The following is a 22,517-nucleotide window of genomic DNA, read 5'->3' as shown; positions in this document are numbered from 1 at the left end:
GGGGGTTCGGTCCGGCGACCGGAGCGGGACGCTCAGGCCGGTTTGCCGTCGAACTCCACCTCGCGGGCGCGGCGGCGAATCTCGTCGGCGTCGCCCGTCTGGAGGCCGCCGAACGCCTCGTCGTAGACGACGTCGCCGTCGACCATCGTGAACGTCACGTCGTCGCCGTGGGCCGCGAAGACGAGGTGCGAGAGGGGGTCGTGGAGGGGCGTCGCTCGCGTCACGTCCGTGTCGAGGGCGACCACGTCGGCCTTCCACCCCTCCCGGAGTGCGCCCACCTCCTCGAACCCGGCCGCCCGCGCGCCGTTCACCGTCGCCATCTCGAAGACGACCTGCGCCGGCGTCGCCTGCGGGTCGAGGTGGTCGACCTTCTGGAGGAGGCTCGCCTGTCGCATCTCGGTGAACGGGTCGAGCGTGTTGTTGCACGGCGGGCCGTCGTTGCCGAGGGCGACGGTGACGCCGCGGTCCAGGTAGTCGACGACGGGGGCGATGCCGGAGGCGAGTTTCATGTTCGAGGAGGGGCAGTACGTGACGTTCGTCCCCGTCTCCGCGAGCAGTTCGCGCTCTCTGTCCGTCGTGTGGACGCAGTGCGCGAGGACGACGTCTTCCCCCGTCAGGCCGACTTCGTGCAACCACTCGATGTTGCGCATCCCGGTGTCCTCCTCGACGGTGGCGACTTCGTCGTGGTTCTCGCTGGCGTGGGTGTGGATGGTCACGTCGTCGTACCGGTCGGCTAGCTCGCGCGCGCCGCGGAGGCACTCCTCGGTGCAACTGACGGCGAACCGCGGCGTCACCGCGTAGCGAATCCGGCCGTCGTGGCTCCCGTGGTACGTCTGCAGCAGGCGTTCGGTCTCCGCGAGGGCCTCGCCGGTGTCCTCTCTGAGGCCGTCGGGCGCGCGCCGGTCCATCAGCACCTTCCCGAGTCGGCCGCGGATGCCGAGTTCGCCCGCCGCCTCGAACGCCTCGGCGGCGTGGGAGACCGAGAGATGGTCGACGACGGTGGTGGTGCCGCTCTCCAGCAGTTCGAGGTAGCCCAACTCCGCGGCCGTCCGCATCCCCGCGGCGTCCAGCGACGCCTCCATCGGGAGGACGTGGTCGAACAGCCAATCGAGCAGCGAGGCGTCGTCGGCGATACCGCGCCCGAGGCTCTGGACGGAGTGGACGTGGCCGCCGACGAGGCCCGGAATCAGCAGGTCGAACTCCCGGACTTCGTGGTCGGGGTGGGCGTCGGCCACCGTCTCCCGGTCGCCGACGGCGCGGATGCGGTCGCCCTCGACGACGACGGCGCCGTCTTCGAGGACGGTCGCGGAGTCGGCGATGACGGTTCCAGCGAGGAGCATGTTCCCTCACCTTCGAGAGCGTCCGCGGTAAAAGCGGTTGCGGAACGGGGGCGCCGTCCGCGCGGGCGGCGACGCTCGGGCGTCAGGAGGGGAACGGAGTTCAGGAGAGGAACGGCGGCGTCGCCGTCGGCAGGGAGACGAGCCACAGACTCGCCGCGGTGTACACCATCATCACGAGCACGAACGGGTACTGGCTCCGGATGGCCTGCAGGCGACTCGGGAACAGGCGGTAGGCCGTCGAGTGCGCCACCCAGATGGCGACCAGGTGGCCGCCGAGGACGAAGACGATGTTGAGCGCGCTCACCCACGCCGGGAGCGTGAGGACCACCGGGTTCGCGGGCGTCGACAGCGGTGCGGCGAGGACCGCGACCAGCGACGGCGACAGCGACAGGAAGAACGCGAAGTAGTGCGCGAGGTGGTAGCCCGCCGCGATGGCGAGGAGCGGGGGTGCGAAGCGGACCGCGAGTTCGCTCGCCCCGCGGTACGTCTGCAGTCGCGCCGCGGCGACGCGTGCGGCGAGGACGTACGCGCCGAAGAACGCCGCGAAGCCGAGGAGGTAGAGGCCGGCGTAGACGACGAGGGGCGGCAGACCGACGCCGACGAGGGCGCGGACGACGCTCCCGCCCTGCACCGTCGTGACGAACCCGCTGAACGTCAACTCCCAGACGAGCGCGATGGCGAAGGCCACGTCGCTCACGTCGGTCACGAGGTGGGCCGACTCGTCGACGCCCGTCCCGTCGGACTCGCCGTCACTCGCGCCGTCCTCGTAGCCGTCGCCGCCGACGAGTCGCATCCCCGGCAGGTGGGCGCGGAGTCGGCCGTCCTCCCACGAGAGGGGGGCGACGCGGCCGTAGAATCGGAAGAAGACGGAGACGGGGTCGACGTTCCGGAACCACGCGTCGACGCCGACGACGACGGCGCCGCCGACGCTGAGGACGGAGTAGACGAGTATCGCGCTCGCCAGCAGCGACGGCTGGTTCGTCACGCCGGTGGTCGTCTCCACCCAGACGAGGGCGAGGACGCCGGCGACGGCGGGCCACCGCGCCAGCCGTTCGGGGTAGTCCACGAAGCCGTTCGGTAGGCGCGCGGCGACGGTCCGCCAGGGGTTCAGCGCGGGCCAGACGTTGCCGACGGCGTAACTGAACATCGTGACCCCGGCGCGGAAGCCCGCGAAGACGACGACGACGGCGAGGTTCACGGTGGGCACCGCCGGGCCGACGAACCCGCGGTAGACGACGAGTGCGAGGAGGCCCAGTCCGAGCGCGTTCGCCAGCCCCACGCCGGCGCGGGCCGCCGTCTCGCGGCCGGGGAGCGTCCGCCGCCAGCGGTGGATGCGGAGGACGAAGCGCCGGTCGGTGACGAAACTGGCGAGGAGCGCCGAGGCGCCGATGGTCGCCCCGCCGGTGGCGACGTACAGCCACCGCGGTACGCTGAGCGGGTCGCGAGAGGCTTCGCCGAGGCCGACGGCGGCGTTGCTGGCGGCGACGCCGCGGGCGAGGAGGGCGACGCCGACGAGGGCGAGACAGAGCGAGAGGGCGCGGGCGGCGAACCGGTGGCGTCTCATCGCTGTGTCACCCCGCGAACCCGACGTAGAGGAACAGGAAGCCGAAGTAGAGGACGACGAGGACGGCGAGGGCCCGGAGTCGGAACGAGCGAATCTCGCGCTCCTCCGTCCGGTAGGCCTCGCGGTACTCGTCCCGCTCCGTCTCGGTGAGGCGGTTCGGGTGGCGCACGCCGCGGTGGAGGACGAGCAGGTGCGACTCGGGGAACGCGCGGCCGCAGACCCGGCAGGTGTGCGCGTCCGTCGCGTCCGTCGCGCCCGTCTCGCGGTCTGTCGTCGCGTGCGTCGTCTCCGTCATGTGAGTTCACTTCGGGTTGGGGCCGCGTCCGCGTGAGACTTTCCGTTCGCGCCGGCGTCGACGCTCACTCGGGGACGGTGAACGTGACCGGGTCCATGTCGAGGAACGCCGTCTCGTAGCCGTCGTGGCGCGCCACCTGCGGCGGGACGGCGACGGCGACGCGCAGTTCGTCGCCCGGTTCGACCGACGACACCGACGCTCCGTAGTGGTAGCCGAGTTCCGGGTCGAGCGTCCTGCGCAGGCCCGTCTCCGCGACGGCGTCGCCGCCGCGCGCCAGCGTCGCGTCGAGGCCCATCATCGGCAGGACGATACGGTTGTACGGCGTCCGCGGCGAGACGTACAGGTACGTGCCGTCGCCGAACCGCCCCTCGTCGACGGCGAACGCGTGGAAGACGGCGTCACCGCTCGTCGCCCGTCCGAGGTGGCGGCCGGGGAGGGCGTCGGGTTCGGACGCGCGCCCGACGGGGACGCCCGCCATCTCCATCGGCGGAATCGCCCCGCGTTCGCCGGGGTTCTCCGGTCGCTCGATGGGGACGTCGTACAACTCGTCGGTGTCGAACTCGACGGCGAACGTCGCCGTCTCGGCCGCCTCGAAGCGCCCCTCGAAGCCGCCCGTTCGGCGCAGGGAGACGCCGCCGACGCGGACGCGCACCTCGTACTCTCCCTCGCCGTCCAGCGCGTAGTTCGACCCGTAGTGCAGTCCCATCTGCTGGGAGAGCATCGGGTAGGCCACCTCCTCGGTGACGAGTTCGTCGCCCCGCGTCACCTCGATGGTGACGCCGGAGTCCAACGGGAGTGCGGTCCCGGTCTCGGCGTCCCACAGCGACGCCATCAGGTGGACGGAGTCGTCGGACTCGACGACGGTCTTCGACAGGTCCGACCCCGTCAGCGTCCAGAAGCGGTGGGGGTAGGAGTACGTCAGCGCGACGCCGTACGGGCCGGCCGTCGTCTTGCCGTACATCCCCATCCCCTCGGTGATGGCGGGGACGTAGACGGCGTTCGGGCGGTCCTCGACGAGTGGCGGGTCGCGCCACGCCGACTGCTCCTCGAATCCGAGCGCGCCGAGACAGCCGGCGCTCCCGACGAGCGCGCCGGTTCCGAGCGTTCCGAGCAGTCGGCGACGAGTGATGTCCGGAGCCATGTGAGCGCCTCGCCCGCGGGCGGGCGAGCGTGAGTGTCACGGGCTAGTGGACCGACGGGAATGACGCTTGCGAACCGACCGCGCGTTTCGAGGCGGAGTCGACGCCCGGCGGGTCGACCCTACTCGACGCCGACCTTGTGCTGGAACGCGCGGTAGACGCTGATGCCCGTCTCGGTCAGCGCGACGTTCTTCTGCTTGCCCGCGGGTTCGAGGCGGAGGTAGCCCTTCTCGACGAGTGGGTCGACGATGGCCGCGTCGAGGCGGCGGTACTCCGACTGTCTGCTCTCGGTCGAGTAGTTGGCGAGGAACGGCAGGCCGTAGTCGTTCGCGCGCTGGATGAGGCTCCGCTTGTTGAGGCTGTAGGGGTTCTCGACCGTCTGTTCGTAGATGTAGCCCATGATGTGGACCTGTTCGCGGGTCGGCGCCTCGATGGGGTAGTCGGGGACGCGGTCGATGCTGGCGACGCCGCTGGAACGGGGGCCGTCGTCCACGTCGTGCGCGTACGACTCGGGTTCGACGCTGTAGGGGAGGGCGGCGGTGGTCATGCAGGCGATGGCCGCGCCGACGGCGGCGACGTTCGTCCCCGTGGAGATGTTGACGAACACCTGGTCGTCGCCGTGGGTCGCCGCGATGGTGGTGGTGACGCCCATCACGTCGTAGACGTTGTGGATGTCCACGGGGACGCCGCGCGCGTCGCAGAAGTCGTCGAGTTCCTCTCGGACCGCGCGCTGGTACGCCGTCGCCGCCGGCCACGTCACGTCCTCCGCGTCCGGCGAGGACCAGTCAGCGTCGGTGTCCACGTCCCCGTGGTCGTCGTCGGTCCGGTCGGGGTCGTCGACGAGGAGGTAGACCACGTCGGCGACCTCCGTGCGGACGGGTTCGACGACGCGGTCGCGTTCGTAACCGAGCGGTGCGATGTGCACGCGCCGGCCGGAGGGAAGTCCGCTAACCATAGTCGGAATGGCTCGAACTGCTACATGAATCTTCGGAACGGATTGCGGGACGACGACGGGGTTCCGCGGCGGTAGCGGCGCGACCAGTTCGGGCGCGGACCGACGGTAGCGGGACGATGCGTCGGCGGCGAGAGGGGAGGAGTCGCCGAGCGAGTCGGCGGGGGAATCGCGTCAGCGAGGGGAGTCGCTGGCGCGTCGATGGAGGGGGAACCGCATCAGCGGGGGTGGACCGGCGCGCCGACGGAGAGTCTGGCGCGTCGGCGGAGGCGACGTGTCGGCGGAGTCGCCGACGGATTGTGGAGGGCCGGTCGCGTCAGCGAGGGGGGAGGCCGGCGTGTCGGCGGGGGAACCGACGCTCCGGCGTGGGGACCGACCCGGACCGGCGGCCCGGGCGGTCGGGGCGGAGGGCGAACCGTCGGGGAGGGGGCGACGGTGCGGTGCCGGGGAGGCACCTGCACACGTCCGTCCGGCCGGGAGGGGGACCGGGTGGCACGGACGTGTGCAATCGTACGGAGTGCCCCGCGGATACTCCGTATTGACACGTTGGTACCGTTACAATCGGAACAGTTGCAAAAACGGCGGCACCGACGACTGGAAGGGTGAGACGACGTGACGTAGCGGCGTGAGAACGGATTCAGTCGGCGTTGCAGAGACCGGTGCCGGTGGCCGGCGTCGCTTCGAGCGCACGGACGTTGCCGTCTCCGCGGACGACGATTCGGTAGCCGGCGTAGTCGAACTCGACGACGCTCGAACTGGCACTCTCGGGTCCGTCGAAGAGTGCGACGAGTGCGTCCGGGTCGACGACGGACGCGAGCGGTGGAATGTCTGTGACGCCGACGCCCTCTAGCTCTGCGACCAGCGAGACGATGGATTCCGGCAGCATCTCGGGAGTGGCTGGCGTCGTATGTTCATCCCTCATATCTGGAGGCAGGATAGTTCCGGTCATAAATTCTCCACTCGTTCGCAACGGCTGAGAATTTCGTGTAAGCTGACTACTATATCGGCGCGCGGTCGGGCGGTGGCCCGCACGGGAAACGTTCGCACGGGATGGGTATCGTCCGGCGATTGCGGCGACTCGCCGCTCGCCGGCTCCTCGCGTCCACCGCTTCGGAATCTGCGAGTGAGGGACTCCAGCCGTCGAACGCCGCCGTCCGACGGCGACAGAGACAAGTATGCCTAACGGTTGCATACCGCATGGACTGGGAGGTCACGTTCCGACTCCTCCTGACGGGGTTCTGCATCGTCGCGCCCACGTTACTGTACGTCGGCTTGGTTCGCGCGCTCGAACGACTCCGCGACGACCCGTTCGTCGAGCGAGTGCTGCTCCAGATGGACGAGGAGTTCGAGTCCGGGCGGCGCGGGCCACGCGGCACCCATCGGTCGGTCGGGTCCCACCCGTCGTCGCGCCCGCCGGAGTCGCCGGCGGACCGGGGCGGCGAGTCCTACCGGACGCCCGACGGCGTGTGTTCGCGCTGTAGCGCGCCGAACCCGCCGTACGCGACGTTCTGCGACGACTGTCTGGCGCGGCTGTCGAACTGAACTCCGCAAAGAAAGAGACGGTCGGGTCGGGCGCGTCCGCGCCGTTAGAGGAAGTCTTCGACGTACTCGGCGACTTCGTTCGGCGTGTCGCCGACGGGGACGCCCGCGTCGTTGAGCGCCGAAATCTTCGACTCCGCCGTCCCGGTTCCGGACCCGGAGACGATGGCGCCCGCGTGGCCCATGCGCTTGCCCGGCGGTGCCGTGCGGCCCGCGATGAAGCCGGCGACGGGCGTGTCCATGTTCTCGGCGATGTACTTCGCGGCCTGCTCTTCGTCCTCGCCGCCGATTTCGCCGCACATCACGACGGCGTCGGTGTCGGTGTCGGCCTCGAACAGTTCGAGGGCGTCGATGAACGACGTGCCGATGATGGGGTCGCCGCCGATACCGATGGCCGTCGTCTGGCCGATGCCGCGGTCGGTGAGGTTCGAGACGACCTGGTAGGTGAGCGTCCCGGACCGGGAGACCAGCCCGACGTTGCCGGACTCGAAGATGTTGCCGGGCAGGATGCCGAGTTTGGCCTCGCCGGGGGTGATGAGACCGGGGCAGTTCGGACCGACGAGGCGGGTGTCGACCTCGGAGAGTCGCTTGTTCACCTTCGCCATGTCCTGCGTCGGGATGCCTTCGGTGATGGCCACCACGAGGTCGAGGTCGGTGTCGAGTGCCTCGAAGATGGCGTCGCCCGCGAACGCGGGCGGGACGAACACGACGGAGGCGTCGGCGTCCTCCTCCTCGACGGCCTGGTTGACCGTGTCGTAGACGGGGATGCCGTCGACCTTCTCGCCGCCCTTGCCGGGCACCGCGCCCGCGACGACGTTCGTGCCGTAGTCGACCATCTGCTGGGTGTGGAACTTCCCTTCGCCACCCGTGATTCCCTGTACCACTACGCGCGTGTCGTCGTCCACCAGAATGCTCATTGGCTTGCCTCCTGTGCGTTCTCGACGGCCCGTTGGACCGCGTCTTCGAGCGTCTTTTCGACCTCCACGAGGTCCGTGTTGAGAATCTCCATCCCCTCCTCGGCGTTGGTGCCCGCCAGTCGGACGACCACCTTCTTCGGAATCTCGTCGAAGGACTCCAGCGCCTCGTTGATGCCCTTGGCGACTTCGTCGCCGCGGGTGATGCCGCCGAAGATGTTGAACACGACGGCGTCGACGTTCTCGTCCGCGAACACCATGTCGAGGGCGTTGGCCACGCGTTCGGCCTTCGCGCCGCCGCCGATGTCGAGGAAGTTGGCGGGTTCGCCGCCGTAGTGGTCCACGAGGTCCAGCGTCGTCATGACGAGGCCGGCCCCGTTGCCGATGATGCCGACGTTACCCGACAGGCGGACGTAGTCGAAGCCGTACTCGTTGGCCTTCCGTTCGAGGTCGTCCTCGGCCGCCTCGTCCTCCATCTCCGCGAGGTCCGGGTGCCGGAACAGGGCGTCCTCGTCGATGTTCATGACGGCGTCGGCCGCGACTACCTCGCGGTCCGACGTTATCATGACCGGGTTTATCTCGATGTCCGAGGCGTCCTTCGACTCGTAGAGGTCGTACAGCGTCGAGAGGATGGACGCCACGTCGCCCGCCACGTCGCGGGGGATGCCCGCCTCGTAGACGACCTTCCGGGCCTGGTAGGGGTGCAGACCGAACGCGGGGTCGATGTGCTCGCGGGCGATGGCCTCGGGCGTCTCCTCGGCGACGGACTCGATGTCGACGCCGCCCTCGGTGGAGACCATCGCGACGGGTTCGCCCTCGCCGCGGTCCATCGTGATTCCCACGTACAGTTCGTTCTCGAAGTCGACGCCGGCCTCGACGAGCACTTTCTCGACGGTGTAGCCCTTGAGGTCCATCCCGAGGATGTCCTCTGCGGCCTCGCGCGCCTCGTCCTCGTCCGTCGCTATCTTGATGCCGCCCGCTTTGCCACGCCCGCCGACGTGGACCTGCGCCTTGATGGCGGCCGGGTAACCGATGTCCGCGACCGCCTCCATCACTTCGTCGACCGACGTCGCGAGGCGGGACTCGGGCACCGGAATCCCGGCCTCGGCGAAGACGTCCTTCGCCTGATACTCGTGGAGTTTCATGCGTCCGTGACTGCGAACGACGCGCGCTTAAATCCCGTTCATCCGGTACCGAGAGACGCGGTCGGACGGGACCCCCGACGGCCGGCGACGCCCGGCGATTCACTCGGCTACGAGTGGTTCGTTCTGCCTCGTTCACCGCCGTCGTTCGCGCGTCGGCACCGCCATCGTCCACGCGTCGGCACCGTCGTCGCCCGCACGCCGTCACCACCGTTATCGACCCGGCGGCCCAACGGCGGGACGATGCGCACCGCAGCGTTCGCCGAGTTGACCGGACCCGACGGCGTGGAGTTACTCGAACGACCGGACCCCGACCCAGACGCCGGCGAAGCAGTCGTGAACGTCGAGGCCTGTTCCATCAATCGCCACGACCTGTGGATTCTGCAGGGCGACTCCGCGATGGTGGACGCGTCGGACCTGCCGTTCGTCAGCGGACTCGACGTGGCCGGGACGGTGCGCGCCGTCGGCGACGGCGTGACCGGCGTCGAACCCGGCGACCGGGTCGTCCTCTGCCCGAACGAGACGTGCGGCACCTGTCGCTTCTGCCGCGAGGGACCCGAGAACCTCTGCGAGAACTTCTCGCTGTACCACGGCGGCCTCGCCGAACGGGCACTCGTGGCGGCCGACCGTCTCGTCTCGCTCCCCGATTCCGTCGACGCGACGACGGCCGCCGCCCTCCCGACGGCGTACCTGACCGCCTTCCACATGCTCCGGCGGGCCGAGGTGGGACCGAACGACCTCGTGTTCGTCCCCGGCGCGACGGGCGGCGTCGGCGTCGCGGGCGTCCAACTCGCGGCAGTCCTCGGCGCTCGCACCGTCGGCACCTCCTCGTCGGCGTCGAAACTCGACCGGTTGACCGAGTTGGGACTGGACCACGCTGTCGAGGGCACGGACCCCGACGAGATACGCCCGGCCGTCGCGGACGTCGGCCCCGCCGACGCCGTCCTGAATCACCTCGGCGGCGCGTACACCCAACTCGGACTGGACGCCCTCCGCCGCGGCGGGCGGATGGTCGTCTGCGGTCGGACCGCCGGTCGGTACTCCGAGATAGACATCCCCGACCTGTTCCTGAGACACAAGTCGGTCGTCGGCAGTACGATGGGGACGCAGGCGGACCTCGAACGACTGGTCGGACTCGTCGCCGACGGGAGACTGGACCCCGAGATTGACGAGACGTTCCCGTTGGACTCGACCGGCGCGGCGTTCCGGACGATGCGGGACAGAGAGAGCGTCGGGAAACTCGTCGTCACGAACGAGACGGCGTAGCGCGCGGGTGAGACACGCATCCCGGCGACGCCGACGGCCGAGCGTTCAGTCGAGGAACTCGTAGCGCTGTTCGACGATGCCGCTGTCGTCGGACGCCGTGTCGAGTAACCGAAGACGCTGTCGGTCGTAGTCGCCGTCGAAGAGTCGAATCCCGTCGCCGAGGAGTATCGGGGCGAGAAACAGCCGCAAGTGGTCGATTTCCCCCGCCCGGAGGAACGACTGCGCCAGTTGCGCACCGCCGACCAGCCAGACGTGGTCGTGCTTCCGTTCGAGTTCTCCGGCGACCGCGGCCACGTCTCGGTCGACGAACTCGACCGCCTCGGTCGCGGGCGAGAGCTCTCTGTGCGTGAACACGTACGTCGGCGTCTCGCCGTAGGGCCACTCGCCGAACCCGAGAACCTGCTGGTACGTTGTCGCGCCCATGACGAGACAGTCGACGCTCTCGAGGAACTCCGAGAATCCGCCCGTCGCTTCGCTTCCCTCCGACTCCGACCCGAACTGGTCGAGCCAGTCGACGCCCCCGTCCTCGTCGGCGAGGTACCCGTCGACGCTCGTCGCGATGTAGAGTGTCACGTGACCCATACCGCTTCTCGGGCGGGCCGGTACAAATACCGTCGCAGTAGCGAACCGGTCGGCCTGACCGGACGGACCCGCCGGAACTCGAGGTCACGACCCTACTGGACGGACGGGAGGGGCGGGTGCGGAACCTCGTCGGCACCGGTCATGGTGCGTCGGCCCCACACTGCGACGATTACCGCCGCGAGCACGAACCAGAGGCCGTAGTACGCCGGATCGGGGACGACGATGACCTCGGCCGTGAAGTTCACCCAGCCGTGTAAGACGACGATTCCGAGGATGCTGCGTTCGGTGTTGTTGTAGACCCACGTGAACGCGAACGAGAGCGCGACGATGCCGGCCATGAACAGCCAGAACCCGGTGGTCGCGAACCCCACCGCGTCGTGCTGGTACGACCCCTCGACGAAGAACAGCGGGAGGTGCCAGAGCGCCCAGACGACGCCCAGGATAGCGCTCGCGCCGAACGCCGACCAGTTGAGTTGCAGTCGGTCCAACGCGTAGCCGCGCCACCCCAACTCTTCGAGAATCGGGGGCAGCGTCGCGAAGAACAGCGCTGGCAGTATCGCGAGCGGGGTGACTCCGAACTCGGTCACGCCCTCGCCCCACGTCGCCCCGGTTCCGCCGAGGAGCAGGTCCACGACGCCGGCGAGAACGCTCACGGCGAGGGGCACCAGCAGAATCACGGCGAGCCAGCGGAGTCCGAAGCGTCGCGGTTGCGTGACGCGGTTCCAGAAGTCGGCTCGGCCGCGCTCGTCGTAGTTCAGATAGACGAAGGCGATACCAGCGACGCCGGGCACGGTAAGTCCGACGAGGAGCAACGCGAGTCCCAGGGCGCTGTCGAACCGCACGCCGAGCGCGATGGCCGGGAGCCAGAACGCCCAGGTCCCCGCTATCGCGACGGCCAGATACATCCACGCGCGTCCGGCGACGCCCGACGTATCGTTCGCTCTCTGCTTCGCGTCTACTCTCGGATTCAATGCAGACATAGTAGTCTAGTACACGCCGTGCCGCGGCGTAACTCGCGAGGACGCTTCCCGACGGCAAAGAACCGGGACAGTCGTCGGTCGGGGAGTATCTCTCGAACGGTCCGAACCGCCGCAGACGCGTGTCGTCCGCCGCACGCGACCGCTGACCGAGACCGAGCGTGTCTCGCTGGTCGTGCCGAAGACACGGCGCGTATCGGCCAGCGGAGCGCTCGCGAATCGGACGGACGGCGGATGCAGATAGCGTCCGCTCGGAGGCGTACCAGTCTGAAAAATCGAAGTCGTCGGTCGTCGCCGTGAGCGACGAGCCTGTCTCGGTGTTACGTCCGGACGACGTTCGCCGCGCGGGGCCCCTTCGGCGAGGACTCGATGTCGAACTCCACCTCGGTCCCCTCGGTGAGGTCTTCGCCGCCGACGTCTTCCATGTGGAAGAAGACGTCTTCGTCGTCGTCGAGGTCGCCGTCGTCAGTCGAAATGAAACCGTAGCCGCCCGTGTCGTTGAAGAATTCAACCGTACCGTTTGCCATTACAAACAAACGTAGAGCCGGCCGAGGGATAACCCTTCCGAGGGTCGGGGTACCACGACACTTCACGAGTTCGCACGCACCGTTTCGCGGTCCGTTCGGCACCGAGGTGGCGAACGAGCGACCCGTCCGGGAAAGGCGCGCCCTCGATAGCCAGCACGCGGAGTGTGCCAGTCACCGGGTCGGCCACAGTCGTGCGGAATACGGCGCGCGAGTCGGCCGCCGACGGTCGCCGCTTCCGCCTCGTTCAGAACTGCGACGAACGGAGCCGTTTAGCGTCACGGGGGGAACGTGCGCTCAGATGGCCCTCCCACTCGGCCGTGGCGTTCGAATCGTTGACGATGGCCTCGTGGGGCGTCTGGACCGTCGTGGGGAACGCCGCCTCCGATTCTACGGACCCGGAGACGGCCGCCGCGCTCTCGTATCTCGTCGCGACCGCCCTCGCAGTCGGGTTCGTCTTCTCGTCGGGGGCCTCGCTGACCGTCACGCCGCGAGGCGGGATGCTCGCCGCCGTGGCCGGCCCGTTCGCGGGAATCGGCTTCGTCTCGATGTCCCTCGGCCCCTCACGTGGCTCGACGACGGTCGTCTCGACGCTCGGTGCCACGTACTTCGCCGTCGCAGCGTTCATCGGGATGGCCGCGCTCGGCGACGAAATCACCGCGACGAGAGTCGCGGGACTCCCGCTCGCGGGCGTCGGCGTCGCCCTCGTCGCTCGAGTGCCGACCACGGGGCGCGCCCGCGGCGGCTCAGAACCCGAATATCGGGACGAACCGGAACGTGAGGTAGGCACCGGCCGTCGCGATGGCCGGCACGACGTTCTGCATCATGACGACCCGAGCGGTCGTCACCGGGTTGAACAGCGCCCCCGGGCTGGGGATGTCCTCGGCGTCCTCCGCGCCGATGGGCGGAAGCGTCTCGCCCTCCTCGTCGGCCGCTAGCGCGTCGACCGTGACCGGCGACCCGCCGTCGCCGGTGACCACCTCGGGAGCGGTCATCGGTCGAGTCGCTCGCCCCCAGCCCAGTCCGACGATGGACATCGTCGCGATGATGACGAAGCTCGCGGGGATGCCGAGCGCCGAGAGGAAGACGACCAGCGTCGAGGAGACCGACGCGACGACGATGGCCGCGGTCAGCGGTAGCTCCGTGATGTCGCTGCCCATCGTCTCCAGCGTCCGTCGGGCGATGGTGAACGCCCCGACGGTGACGGCGACGCCGCCGAAGACGATGGCAGGGTTCATCGCCAACTCGCCGCTGCCGACCAGCGGTGCGACGGCGTTGGCGATGTTCGAGGTGCCCGAGGAGAACGCCATCAGACAGCCGATGGCGACGACGGTGAACGTCCCGGCGAGTTCCCGGCGGTTGGTCGTCCGGTGAACGCGCGGGACGGGGACGAGGCCGGACCGGTCGACGTCGAACAGCGGTCCCGTACTGCGGTCCATCGCGACCAACCCGTTCAGCCGTGCGTAGAAGTATCGGCCGATGATCAGCGAGACCCAGAACCCGACGATGGGCGAGACGACCCACCAGACGACTATCTCCCCCATCACGGCGAGGTCCAACACGCCACCGGCCAGTCCGAGACCGGCGATGGCACCCACGGCGGTCATCGACGTCGAGGCCGGCACGCCGTAGACGTTCCCGACCAAGAGTGCGACGCCGATGAAGAAGAGCACCGCGATAGAGGATTCGAGCGTGAAGATACCGGTGTCGACGACCAGTTCGCTTCCGAGTTTCGTCACGACGTTCCGACCGAGCGTCCAGGCGCCGAGGAAGAAGAACACGCCCATCAGTGCCGCGGCGACGGGCTTGGAGATGGCGTCGGCTCCGACCGCCGGACCGAACGCCGGCCCCGTGGTCGACCCACCGATGTTGTAGGCGACGAACATCGCCACGAGCACGCCAGCGACGAGGAGTACGCTTATCACGACGTCTCGGCCTCGTCGGAGTCGGCGGCCTCGTTGTCCTCGTCGGAGTCGGCGGCCTCGTTGTCCTCGTCGGAGTCGGCGGCCTCGTCCGCCTCTCCGTCAGCGTTCTCGGCCGCCGCCTGTTCTTCCAGAGTCTCCTCTACCTTCTCGCCGACCTTCGCTTCGACCGTCTTCTCCACCGTCTCGTCGACGGTCTTTTCGACTGTTTCGTCGACAGTCTTCTCGACCGTCTCACCGACCTTCTCTTCGACCGTCTTCTCCACCGTCTCGCCGACAGTCTTCTCGACCGTCTTCTCCACCGTCTCGCCGACAGTCTTCTCGACCGTCTCACCGACCTTCTCTTCGACCGTCTCGTCGACCGTCTTCTCCACCGTCTCGCCGACCGTCTCGTTGACAGTCTCCTCGACAGTCTTCTCCACGGTTTCGCCCACTTTCTCTTCGACTGTCTCGCCGACAGTCTTCTCCACGGTTTCGCCCACTTTCTCTTCGACTGTCTCGCCGACCGTCTCTTCGACCGTCTCTTCGACCGTTTCACCGACCGTCTTCTCCACCGTCTCGCCCACTTTTTCGTCGACGGTCTTCTCGACGGTTTCGCCGACTGTCTTCTCGACGGTTTCGCCGACTGTCTTCTCCACCGTCTCGTTGACAGTCTCCTCCACCGTCTCGTTGACAGTCTCCTCCACCGTCTCGTTGACAGTCTCCTCCACCGTCTCCTTGACCGCCGTCGTCATCCAGTTCGGGTCGAAACGAGCCATCTTCCAGACGACGTGGAGGACGTAGGAGACCAGCACCCCGAACCCGAACGCCAATCCGACGACGTTTCCGGCGACGACGATGAGTCCGACCGAAATCGCGATCAACAGCCCGTAGGTCAGGTCGACGATGGAGTCGACGCGACTCGGGTTCACGGCTCACCCGGGCGGACGGCTTCCTGTCCGGAGAGAACGAACCGGAACTCGATAGGTGTGAAAAAACACATACAGGTGTTACGCTCCGCTCACGCAAGTAGCTTGGCAAAGCTACCTCGATTGGACGCGAGCGTCCGAACCGGTCGGAGGACACCGGTTTCGGGGTCACTCCGCCGACGGTTCTCGGCGGTCGTCGGGGTTCCCTCCGCGTGCGGTAGTCGGAGTCCATCGGGTCAGACGGTCACGTACCCGGAGGGGGCCATCTCGCCAACGGACGTACGCCACGAGGAGTGCGCCGCCGACGGCGGCGAAGACGACGTGGACGAGTCCCTCCTCACCGACCCACGCGGCCGGCCCGACGAGTTCGAGGGCGACGAGTTCGGGCGTCGCCTGCGAGACGCCGAGGCCGAACAGCCCCTGCGTGTAGTTGTAGAACACGTGGAATCCGACCGGTAACGAGAGGTCGCCCGTGAGGGCGTACACGGTACCGAACAGCAGTCCGGCTTCCAGGTAGTAGCCGTACTGCGCCGGGTCGTCGACTTTTCCGCCGTGGAGGGCGGCGAACACGAGCGAACTGAGGAGGACGCCGACGACCACGGCCGGCACCCGGCCGAGGGTGCTCTCCGCCCCCTCCGCGACGTTCTTCAGCATCGCGGCCCGGAAGACGAACTCCTCCCAACTCGCGGCGACGGCGACGAGGGCGAACGTCACCGCCGTCGCCGGGAGAAACGAGAGGACGCCCGGCGACTGCACGTACCCGGTGACGGACGCCCAGCCGGCGCCGACCGAGACGGCGAGCGCTCCGGCGTTGACGGCCGTTCCGACTCCCCCGGCGACGGCGAACGACTTCCACCACCGACGTCCGAGCGAGAGGCCGTACTCCGAGACCGGTCGCCGGTCGACCAGTCGCGCACTGACGAGGACGCCGGCGACGAGGATAGCCGACAGTCCCAGCAGTTCGAGCGGTTCGCGGGCCGGATGCTCGAACCGTGCTCTGATTGCAGTCTGCACGACCGCGAGGGCGAGAAACGTCAGGACGAGTGGCAGAAACGCTCGCACCGGCGCGCGAAATCGACCGGCGTCGCGATTCCAGACCGGCCACACGAGGCCGCGTCCGAGCCATCGGAGCGTCCGCAGTACCGTTCGTTCCGTCGGTGGTTTCGGGGACACGTCCGGGACGAGTCCGCCCGAACACGTATCGACGGAGGTCCAGTCGCCGACTCGAAAATCGGGCGGTCATTTTTATCAGGCCCGACCGGGTGTCGGCGGTCGGCGAGGGGGCAATCGCGGGAGTCGGGCGACGAAGGTTGGGGAACGGACGGGTCGCACGACGACTTATGACGGGAGTCTGCGAACTCCCCACATGGGAGTTCTCGACAGGTTCAGACTCGACGGCGAGACGGCGATCGTGACCGGCGGCAACCGCGGCATCGGCCGGGCCATCGCGCAGGCACTCGCGGAGGCGGGCGCGGACGTGGTCGTCGCCAACCGGGACGAGGAGTCGGGACGCGTCGCCGCCGCCGAGATAGCCGAGTCGACGGGCGCGGAGACGCTGGCCGTCGCGGTGGACGTGGCCGACGAGGCGTCCGTGGAGGCGATGGTGGACGCGACGCTGGCGAAGTTCGGCGACGTGGACGTCCTCGTGAACAACGCGGGCATCGTCGTCCACGAGGGCATCGAGGAGATGACGCTGGCGGAGTGGAACTCGGTGATAGCGACGAACCTCACGGGCGTGTTCCTCTGCTCGAAGTACGCGGGCGCGCCGATGGTCGCCGGCGACGGCGGGGCCATCGTCAGCGTCTCCTCGATGTCCGCGTACGTCGCCAACTACCCCCAGCGACAGGTCTCGTACAACGCCTCGAAGGGCGGCGTCGAGTCGTTCACCCGGCAGTTGGCCTCCGAGTGGGCCGAACACGACGTGCGCGTGAACACCGTCGCCCCGGGGTACGTCCGCACCGACAACACCGACCAGGCCGACGCCGTGGACCCGGACATCGACGAGGTGTGGACGTCGGAGATGCTGATGGACGACATCGCGCCGCCGGAAGACGTCGCGCCCACCGTCGTCTACCTCGCCAGCGACGCCGCTCGGTACGTCACCGGCGCGTCCGTCGTCGTCGACGGCGGGTACACGGTCCGCTAACTCGCCGCGTACAGTCGGACCAGACTGCACTCGGGGCAGACGTACGCCTGCACCTTCGAACCGGACCGACCGTGGAGGCGCGACCGGCCGGCGGCGTCCACCCGGAGTTTCGCGGCGTCGCTCGTCGTCTCGTGGGTCGCTTCGGCCATCGCCACCTCGCAGTCGGGGCAGAGTCGGTCGGACACGGGTGAGTCTGCCTCGCCCTCCTTTATCAATCTCCGCGTCGAACCGCCGGCCATGCGCGCAGTCAGGTTTCACGAACACGGTGGACCGGACGTACTGACAGTCGAGGACATCGAGGAACCGGAACCGGGGCACGGCGAGGTGGTGGTCGAGGCGGGTGCCGTCGGCGTCAACCCGGTGGACACGTACTTCCGCGAGGGCGCGTACCCCGTGCCCGACCTCCCCTTCGTACCGGGGTCGGACTTCGCCGGCACCGTCGTCAGCGTCGGCGAGGGCGTCGAGGAGTTCGCGTTCGGCGACCGGGTGTTCGGCACCGGCCTCGGCAACGGTCGGTCGGGGACGTACGCCGAACAGGTGGTCGCGCCCGTCGAGATGCTCGCGCACCTCCCCGAGGACGTGGCGCTGGCCGACGCGGCGGCCCTCGCACTCGTCGGCACGACGGCGTGGCAGGCGCTCGTCCACCACGCGGACGTCGAACCCGGCGAGACGGTCCTGATTCACGGCGGAAGCGGCGGCGTCGGTCACGTCGCGATTCAACTCGCGGAGACGATGGGCGCGCGCGTCGTCGCCACGGCGTCGCCCGACCACCACGAGACACTCGAAGAACTCGGCGCGGACGCCGTCTTCGACTACCGCCGCGACGACCTCGAACGCGTCCTCTCGGAGGCGGGCGCGCCGGACGTGATTCTCGACACCCACATGGACCGATACCTGCAGTTGAACGCGAACGTCGCGGCCGACGGCGCCCGCATCGTCGGCGTCGGCAACGACACCGCCGAAGGGGGCTTCGACGACATCGGCGTCACCAAGAGCAAGGAACTGCGCTACCAGTTCATGTCGATGTTCAACACCCGCGACCAGAGCGCCGTCCTCGCGCGCCTCGCCGACCTGTTGCTCCGCGGCGACGTCGCCCCCGTCCTCCACGAGACGTACAGCCTCGAAAACGCGGACGAGGCCCAGCGCTCCGTCCTCCACGATAGTTTCGTCGGGAAGTTGGTCCTCTCTCCCTGAGACCCCACCGGACGCGACGACCCGACCGCCCGCCGGGGCGATTATGTTCCTCGACACCAACTGACACACATGGATGTCGAGTTCGACTTCGACGGACGCGTCGCCCTCGTGACCGGAGCCTGCGGTGCCCTCGGAAGCGCCGTCGTGACGGCGTTCCGCGACGCCGGGGCGACGGTGGCCGCGGCGGACGTGGTGGAACCGGACGACGAGGACTCACTGCTCGACGCGGGCGACGGCGTCGAGTTCTACCACGGCGACTTCACCGACGAGGAGGACGTCTCGCGCGTCGTGGAGTCCGTCGTCGAGGACCACGGCGGCGTCGACTTCCTCGCGAACGTCGCGGGGACGTGGCGCGGCGGCGACCCGATACACGAGACGGACGCCGACACGTTCGACTTCCTGTTCGACGTGAACCTGAAGACGATGTTTCTGGCCTCGAAACACGCCCTCCCGCACCTGCGGGAGGCCGAGGGCGCAATCGTCAGCGTCTCCGCGCGGTCCTCGCTGGAAGGCGGCGAGGGCGACGGGCCCTACCGGGCGTCGAAGGCGGGCGTCCGCCTCCTCACCGAGACCATCGCCGAGGAGAACCTCGGCACCGTCCGCGCGAACGCGGTGATGCCCAGCGTCATCGACACGCCGATGAACCGCGAGATGATGCCCGACGCCGACCACGACGCGTGGGTCGACCCCGCGGAGATAGCGCGGACCGTGGTGGTCCTCTGCTCGGACGCGACGGGCGTCACCTCCGGCGCGGCCGTCCCCGTCTACGGCGAGGCCTGACCGGCCGGCACCGACGGAACCCCGCCCGTCTCTGCCGGCGCACCCGACCGACTTCTGGCGTCGATACGGACGCTACCGGCGGAACCGTCCGACGCCCGCCCCCGAACCCCATCCGGGCCGGTGATTCGTTCCGAGGGGCAGAGAGAGACACTCACGCACATTTCGGCGCACCGATAGAAAACTACGAACGTTTCACGGCTATATGTATATCACGATAAGATATCTAATTTCTCTCGGAGTTTCGCCCGATTATCGTGCTGTTTATCACGTTCTCGTCTGGTAGAGGGAGACAGACATGAGCGAACGAGAGACGTGGGCGACGCGGGCGGGGTTCATCCTCGCCGCCGTCGGGAGCGCCGTCGGACTCGGGAACATCTGGCAGTTCCCGTTCAAGACGGCCGAGTTCGGCGGAGCGACGTTCCTCGTCGTCTACCTCGTGGCGGTGTTCGGAATCGGTCTCCCGGCGATGCTCGCGGAGTTCGTCGTCGGCCGCAAGAGCAACCTCAACACAATCGGCGCGTTCGAACGCATCGGCTACCGGAACTGGCGGTTCGTCGGCGTCCTCGGACTCCTGACCGGGTTCTGGATTCTGTCGTACTACAGCGTCGTCGGCGGCTGGGTGCTGCGCTACGTCGGCGGGAGCCTCACCGGCGCGTACTTCGGTGACGCGCAGGGCTACTTCGGCGCCATCTCGGCCGGCCCCGAGGCGATAGCGCTCCACGCCGTCTTCATGGCTCTCGTCGTCGGCATCGTCGCGTTCGGCATCCAGGACGGCATCGAGAAGGCGACGAAGCTGATGGTGCCGAGCATCCTCGCAATCCTCGTCGCCCTCGCCGTCTGGGCGTTCACGCTCCCCGGGGCGACGCCGGGCTACGCGTACTTCCTCTCGCCCGACCTGAGCCAACTCCGACTCACCGTCGACACCACGCCGTCGTTCCCGTGGCTGACGTTCGGCGGCCCCCTCGCCGCCATCATCCCCTTCGCGGTCAGTCAGGCGTTCTTCTCGCTGTCGCTCGGGATGGGCGCGATGATAACGTACGCCTCCTACATCGACGGCGACGAGAGCCTGTTCGGCGACAGCGCCACCATCGTCGTGTTCAACACGGCCATCGGCATCCTCGCCGGACTGGTCGTCATCCCCCTGCTGTTCGCGCAGGGCGTCGAACCCGGAAGCGGCGGCGCGGGCGCGCTGTTCATCAGCGTCGCCAGCGCGTTCGCCGACATCCCGTTCGGCCGCGTCGTCGGCGTCGTCTTCTTCCTCGTCGTCCTCGTGGCGGCGCTGTCGTCGGCCATCAGCCTGCTGGAAGTCGTCGTCTCCTACGCCATCGACAACTACCCCGTCTCCCGGCCGCAGGTGGCCGTCGGCCTCGGTTCGGCCATCTTCACCCTCGGCCTCCCCTCGGCGTGGGATACCGCGTGGCTGACGTGGTTCGACACGCTCGCGTACCAACTCCTGCTCCCCGCGTCGGTGCTGGGCATCCTCGTCTTCGTCGGCTGGGTGTTCGGCCGGCCGGGCGTCGAGGAACTGCTCCGCGGCACCGGCTTCGGTGACGGCGTCGGGTCGCTGTGGCTCTGGTTGGTCCGCACCGTCGTCTTCCTCGGCGTCGTCCTCACCCTCGCCCTCGGCCTGCTGACGCTGTTCGGCGGGGCCGACCCCGCCATCGTCCCGCCGCTCTGAAGCGCGGGACGGACGGGCGGGGCGGTAGTCGGTCCTCGCCTCGCGGCGGCGACTGTCGGCCGTCGGCCGGTCCGAACCGTGGAATCCGCTGCCTACGATTCTTCGACGAACGTGATATTTCGCTCTCGTTCGTCGGCGAATATTGACGGTTAGATGCAGCTATCGCCGTCATATTTGCCGTTTGATGTATCCTCGGTCCGAAAGTGCTTTTAGCGCGAGACTGGGACTGCGAGTCAATGACACGAGAGACGTGGGCGACTCGAATGGGATTCATCCTCGCCGCCGTCGGGAGCGCGGTGGGGCTCGGTAACATCTGGCGGTTCCCGTGGATAACCGCCGAGAACGGCGGTAGCGCGTTCTTGGCCGTCTATCTGGGCATCGTCCTCCTCGTCGGCGTCCCCGGCCTGCTGGGGATGTTCGTCGTCGGCCGCCGGGCGAAACGAAACCCGGTGGGCGCGCTCCGGTCCCTGTCGGGGTCCGACCGCTGGGGGCTCGCGGGCGGCTTCCTCGTCTTCAGTTCGCTCGTCCTCATCTCCTTCTACAGCGTCGTCGGCGGGTGGATTCTCCGCTACTTCGGCGAGAGCGTCCTCGGACTCGTCACCGGCACCGTCCCGTACTTCGCGAACCCCGGCGCGTCGTTCGGCGCGGCCTCCGCCGGCCTCGACGCCGTCGCCTTCCACCTCGTCTTCCTCGCACTCACCGCCCTCATCATCGTCGCGGGCATCCGCGGCGGCATCGAACTCGCCACGAAGTGGATGATGCCCGCCATCTTCGCCCTGCTCGTCGGCCTCGGCGTCTGGGCGTCCACGCAGGCGGGCGCGTCGGAGGCGTACGCGTTCTACCTCCGCTTCGACACCAGCGTCCTGCGAGAGAACTTCTTCGGCCTCCTCGGCCCGGCCGCCGGACAGGCCCTGTTCACCCTCTCGCTCGGCGTCGGGACGATGATAACGTACGCCTCCTACCTCGACGAGGACCGCTCGCTGCCGTTCGACGGCGCGAGCGTCGCCGTGCTGAACACCGTCGTCGGCGTCCTCGCCGGACTCGTCGTCTTCCCCCTGCTGTTCACGCTCGGCATCGAACCCGGCGAGACGGGCACCGGCGCGGGTGCGCTGTTCGTCGGCCTCGCGGGCGCGTTCTCCCAACTACCGGCCGGCACGTTCGTCGCCACCGCCTTCTTCGCCGTCGTCGCCCTCGCGGCGCTCTCCTCGGCCATCAGCATCCTCGAAATCTCCGTCTCGTTCCTCGTCGACGAACACGGACTGCCGCGCCGCCGCGCCGCCGCCGTCGTCGGCGGACTCGTCGCCGTCACCGGCTCCGTCTGCGCGCTCGAACCGAGCGTGTTCGGCTTCGTCGCCGGCACCCTCGTTGACATCCTGCTCACCGTCGGTCTGACCGTCTGTCTCGTCTTCGTCGGCTGGGTGATGGGCCGCGACGCCCTCACCGAGTTCCGGAAGGGCGCGGGCCCCGTCGGCCGGGCCGTCGCGACGCCGTGGCTGTTCGGCGTCGGCGTCGTCCTCCCCGTCTTCCTCGTGTTCACGCTCCTGACGACGTTCGGCGTCGACGGCGAAATCGGCTTCTGGCCCACCGTCGTCGCCGCCGTCGCCGTCGCCGTCGCCGCGTTCGCCGGCCTCCGCGGCGAGCGGTCGCTGGTCTGA

General features: G+C 68.6%; 21 protein-coding genes and 2 pseudogenes. 8 read left to right on the top strand and 15 right to left on the bottom strand.

The genetic code is table 11. The features are described from left to right. Positions 1-32: 32 nt before the first annotated feature. From BM310_RS11525 to BM310_RS11500, 6 genes are all read right to left on the bottom strand, one after another. The gene (locus BM310_RS11525; RefSeq protein ID WP_089807840.1) at positions 33-1,340 is read right to left on the bottom strand and encodes a 5'-deoxyadenosine deaminase; all 1,308 of its coding nucleotides are present in this window, start codon (positions 1,338-1,340) and stop codon (positions 33-35) included. A gap of 100 nt (positions 1,341-1,440) precedes the next feature. Beyond that, on the bottom strand, positions 1,441-2,904 hold the full coding sequence (locus BM310_RS11520; RefSeq protein WP_089807838.1) for a hypothetical protein: 1,464 nt from the start codon (positions 2,902-2,904) through the stop codon (positions 1,441-1,443). Between the two features lie 7 nt (positions 2,905-2,911). Further along, a complete protein-coding gene (locus tag BM310_RS11515) occupies positions 2,912-3,199 on the bottom strand; it encodes a DNA-binding protein (RefSeq protein ID WP_089807836.1) in 288 nt (95 codons plus the stop codon). A gap of 64 nt (positions 3,200-3,263) precedes the next feature. Then, complete coding sequence (locus BM310_RS11510; protein ID WP_177232651.1) at positions 3,264-4,328, bottom strand: DUF7350 domain-containing protein; 1,065 nt, start codon at positions 4,326-4,328, stop codon at positions 3,264-3,266. Between the two features lie 131 nt (positions 4,329-4,459). After that, positions 4,460-5,293, bottom strand: coding sequence for an HFX_2341 family transcriptional regulator domain-containing protein (locus tag BM310_RS11505; protein WP_089807832.1), 834 nt, complete (start codon positions 5,291-5,293; stop codon positions 4,460-4,462). A 634-nt stretch (positions 5,294-5,927) separates the two neighbouring features. After that, positions 5,928-6,212 carry a HalOD1 output domain-containing protein gene (locus tag BM310_RS11500; RefSeq protein WP_231751713.1) on the bottom strand — a complete coding sequence of 95 codons (285 nt, stop codon included), beginning with the start codon at positions 6,210-6,212 and terminating at the stop codon, positions 5,928-5,930. Positions 6,213-6,487: 275 nt separating this feature from the next. Here BM310_RS11500 and BM310_RS11495 point away from each other — a divergent pair, with 275 nt between their 5' ends. Further along, positions 6,488-6,832 (top strand): zinc ribbon domain-containing protein, encoded by a 345-nt coding sequence (locus tag BM310_RS11495; protein WP_089807828.1) that lies wholly within the window; start codon positions 6,488-6,490, stop codon positions 6,830-6,832. Between the two features lie 44 nt (positions 6,833-6,876). Here BM310_RS11495 and sucD read toward each other — a convergent pair whose 3' ends face one another. Together sucD and sucC are read right to left on the bottom strand one after the other, a co-directional pair. Next, positions 6,877-7,746: a succinate--CoA ligase subunit alpha gene (gene sucD, locus BM310_RS11490; protein WP_089807826.1), complete on the bottom strand. Its 870-nt coding sequence runs from the start codon at positions 7,744-7,746 to the stop codon at positions 6,877-6,879. Next, positions 7,743-8,891, bottom strand: a pseudogene (sucC, locus tag BM310_RS11485) (ADP-forming succinate--CoA ligase subunit beta); the annotation flags it as partial. The gene sucD and the pseudogene sucC, both read right to left, overlap by 4 nt. A 237-nt stretch (positions 8,892-9,128) precedes the next feature. Here sucC and BM310_RS11480 point away from each other — a divergent pair. Further along, a complete protein-coding gene (locus tag BM310_RS11480) occupies positions 9,129-10,151 on the top strand; it encodes an alcohol dehydrogenase catalytic domain-containing protein (RefSeq protein ID WP_089807822.1) in 1,023 nt (340 codons plus the stop codon). A 45-nt stretch (positions 10,152-10,196) separates the two neighbouring features. On the opposite strand, the gene BM310_RS11475 is transcribed toward BM310_RS11480, so the two are convergent. From BM310_RS11475 to BM310_RS11465, 3 genes are all read right to left on the bottom strand, one after another. After that, a complete protein-coding gene (locus tag BM310_RS11475; protein ID WP_089807820.1) occupies positions 10,197-10,733 on the bottom strand; it encodes a dihydrofolate reductase family protein in 537 nt (178 codons plus the stop codon). A 92-nt stretch (positions 10,734-10,825) separates the two neighbouring features. Next, a complete protein-coding gene (locus tag BM310_RS11470; RefSeq protein ID WP_089807818.1) occupies positions 10,826-11,638 on the bottom strand; it encodes a type II CAAX endopeptidase family protein in 813 nt (270 codons plus the stop codon). Between the two features lie 392 nt (positions 11,639-12,030). After that, the gene (locus tag BM310_RS11465) at positions 12,031-12,237 is read right to left on the bottom strand and encodes a cold-shock protein (protein WP_089807816.1); all 207 of its coding nucleotides are present in this window, start codon (positions 12,235-12,237) and stop codon (positions 12,031-12,033) included. Between the two features lie 338 nt (positions 12,238-12,575). Between BM310_RS11465 and BM310_RS11460 the strand changes: the two are divergent. Then, positions 12,576-12,950 (top strand): annotated as a pseudogene (locus tag BM310_RS11460) (EamA family transporter); the annotation flags it as partial. Between the two features lie 30 nt (positions 12,951-12,980). Here BM310_RS11460 and BM310_RS11455 read toward each other — a convergent pair. The 3 genes from BM310_RS11455 to BM310_RS11445 all read right to left on the bottom strand — a co-directional run bounded on the left by BM310_RS11455 (position 12,981) and on the right by BM310_RS11445 (position 16,126). Further along, entirely contained in the window at positions 12,981-14,159 is a 1,179-nt protein-coding gene (locus BM310_RS11455) for an inorganic phosphate transporter (protein ID WP_089807814.1), read from the bottom strand. Next, the gene (locus BM310_RS11450) at positions 14,156-15,067 is read right to left on the bottom strand and encodes a hypothetical protein (protein ID WP_089807812.1); all 912 of its coding nucleotides are present in this window, start codon (positions 15,065-15,067) and stop codon (positions 14,156-14,158) included. The genes BM310_RS11455 and BM310_RS11450 overlap by 4 nt, the downstream gene beginning before the upstream one ends. 165 nt (positions 15,068-15,232) lie before the next feature. Continuing rightward, positions 15,233-16,126, bottom strand: coding sequence for a CPBP family intramembrane glutamic endopeptidase (locus BM310_RS11445; RefSeq protein ID WP_218156434.1), 894 nt, complete (start codon positions 16,124-16,126; stop codon positions 15,233-15,235). Positions 16,127-16,430: 304 nt separating this feature from the next. Between BM310_RS11445 and BM310_RS11440 the strand changes: the two genes are divergently transcribed. Beyond that, complete coding sequence (locus tag BM310_RS11440; RefSeq protein ID WP_089807806.1) at positions 16,431-17,210, top strand: SDR family NAD(P)-dependent oxidoreductase; 780 nt, start codon at positions 16,431-16,433, stop codon at positions 17,208-17,210. Here the strand turns inward: BM310_RS11440 and BM310_RS11435 are convergent. Continuing rightward, a complete protein-coding gene (locus BM310_RS11435; RefSeq protein ID WP_143105152.1) occupies positions 17,207-17,395 on the bottom strand; it encodes a hypothetical protein in 189 nt (62 codons plus the stop codon). The two genes, BM310_RS11440 and BM310_RS11435, sit on opposite strands and share 4 nt — an antisense overlap. A gap of 52 nt (positions 17,396-17,447) precedes the next feature. On the opposite strand from BM310_RS11435, the gene BM310_RS11430 reads away from it, so the two are divergent. The 4 genes from BM310_RS11430 to BM310_RS11415 all read left to right on the top strand — a co-directional run bounded on the left by BM310_RS11430 (position 17,448) and on the right by BM310_RS11415 (position 22,517). Then, complete coding sequence (locus tag BM310_RS11430; protein WP_089807803.1) at positions 17,448-18,404, top strand: NADPH:quinone reductase; 957 nt, start codon at positions 17,448-17,450, stop codon at positions 18,402-18,404. 69 nt (positions 18,405-18,473) lie between these two features. Continuing rightward, a complete protein-coding gene (locus BM310_RS11425) occupies positions 18,474-19,184 on the top strand; it encodes an SDR family oxidoreductase (RefSeq protein ID WP_089807801.1) in 711 nt (236 codons plus the stop codon). Between the two features lie 295 nt (positions 19,185-19,479). Continuing rightward, positions 19,480-20,862, top strand: coding sequence for a sodium-dependent transporter (locus BM310_RS11420; protein ID WP_089807799.1), 1,383 nt, complete (start codon positions 19,480-19,482; stop codon positions 20,860-20,862). A 236-nt stretch (positions 20,863-21,098) separates the two neighbouring features. Further along, positions 21,099-22,517 carry a sodium-dependent transporter gene (locus tag BM310_RS11415; RefSeq protein ID WP_089807797.1) on the top strand — a complete coding sequence of 473 codons (1,419 nt, stop codon included), beginning with the start codon at positions 21,099-21,101 and terminating at the stop codon, positions 22,515-22,517.

It is taken from the genome of Halogeometricum rufum, from assembly GCF_900112175.1.
GTDB lineage: Archaea > Halobacteriota > Halobacteria > Halobacteriales > Haloferacaceae > Halogeometricum > Halogeometricum rufum.
Note: the sequence above shows the minus strand (reverse complement) of the source record. Positions and strands in the feature narration are given on the sequence as shown.

Excerpts from the sequence above, each read along its gene's own strand:
- BM310_RS11525 (WP_089807840.1), bottom strand. The coding sequence starts at position 1,340 with ATGCTCCTCGCTGGAACCGTCATCGCCGACTCCGCGACCGTCCTCGAA.
- BM310_RS11520 (WP_089807838.1), bottom strand. The coding sequence starts at position 2,904 with ATGAGACGCCACCGGTTCGCCGCCCGCGCCCTCTCGCTCTGTCTCGCC.
- BM310_RS11515 (WP_089807836.1), bottom strand. The coding sequence starts at position 3,199 with ATGACGGAGACGACGCACGCGACGACAGACCGCGAGACGGGCGCGACG.
- BM310_RS11505 (WP_089807832.1), bottom strand. The coding sequence starts at position 5,293 with ATGGTTAGCGGACTTCCCTCCGGCCGGCGCGTGCACATCGCACCGCTC.
- BM310_RS11500 (WP_231751713.1), bottom strand. The coding sequence starts at position 6,212 with ATGAGGGATGAACATACGACGCCAGCCACTCCCGAGATGCTGCCGGAA.
- BM310_RS11495 (WP_089807828.1), top strand. The coding sequence starts at position 6,488 with ATGGACTGGGAGGTCACGTTCCGACTCCTCCTGACGGGGTTCTGCATC.
- sucD (WP_089807826.1), bottom strand. The coding sequence starts at position 7,746 with ATGAGCATTCTGGTGGACGACGACACGCGCGTAGTGGTACAGGGAATC.
- BM310_RS11480 (WP_089807822.1), top strand. The coding sequence starts at position 9,129 with ATGCGCACCGCAGCGTTCGCCGAGTTGACCGGACCCGACGGCGTGGAG.
- BM310_RS11475 (WP_089807820.1), bottom strand. The coding sequence starts at position 10,733 with ATGGGTCACGTGACACTCTACATCGCGACGAGCGTCGACGGGTACCTC.
- BM310_RS11470 (WP_089807818.1), bottom strand. The coding sequence starts at position 11,638 with ATGTATCTGGCCGTCGCGATAGCGGGGACCTGGGCGTTCTGGCTCCCG.
- BM310_RS11465 (WP_089807816.1), bottom strand. The coding sequence starts at position 12,237 with ATGGCAAACGGTACGGTTGAATTCTTCAACGACACGGGCGGCTACGGT.
- BM310_RS11440 (WP_089807806.1), top strand. The coding sequence starts at position 16,431 with ATGGGAGTTCTCGACAGGTTCAGACTCGACGGCGAGACGGCGATCGTG.
- BM310_RS11430 (WP_089807803.1), top strand. The coding sequence starts at position 17,448 with ATGCGCGCAGTCAGGTTTCACGAACACGGTGGACCGGACGTACTGACA.
- BM310_RS11425 (WP_089807801.1), top strand. The coding sequence starts at position 18,474 with ATGGATGTCGAGTTCGACTTCGACGGACGCGTCGCCCTCGTGACCGGA.
- BM310_RS11420 (WP_089807799.1), top strand. The coding sequence starts at position 19,480 with ATGAGCGAACGAGAGACGTGGGCGACGCGGGCGGGGTTCATCCTCGCC.
- BM310_RS11415 (WP_089807797.1), top strand. The coding sequence starts at position 21,099 with ATGACACGAGAGACGTGGGCGACTCGAATGGGATTCATCCTCGCCGCC.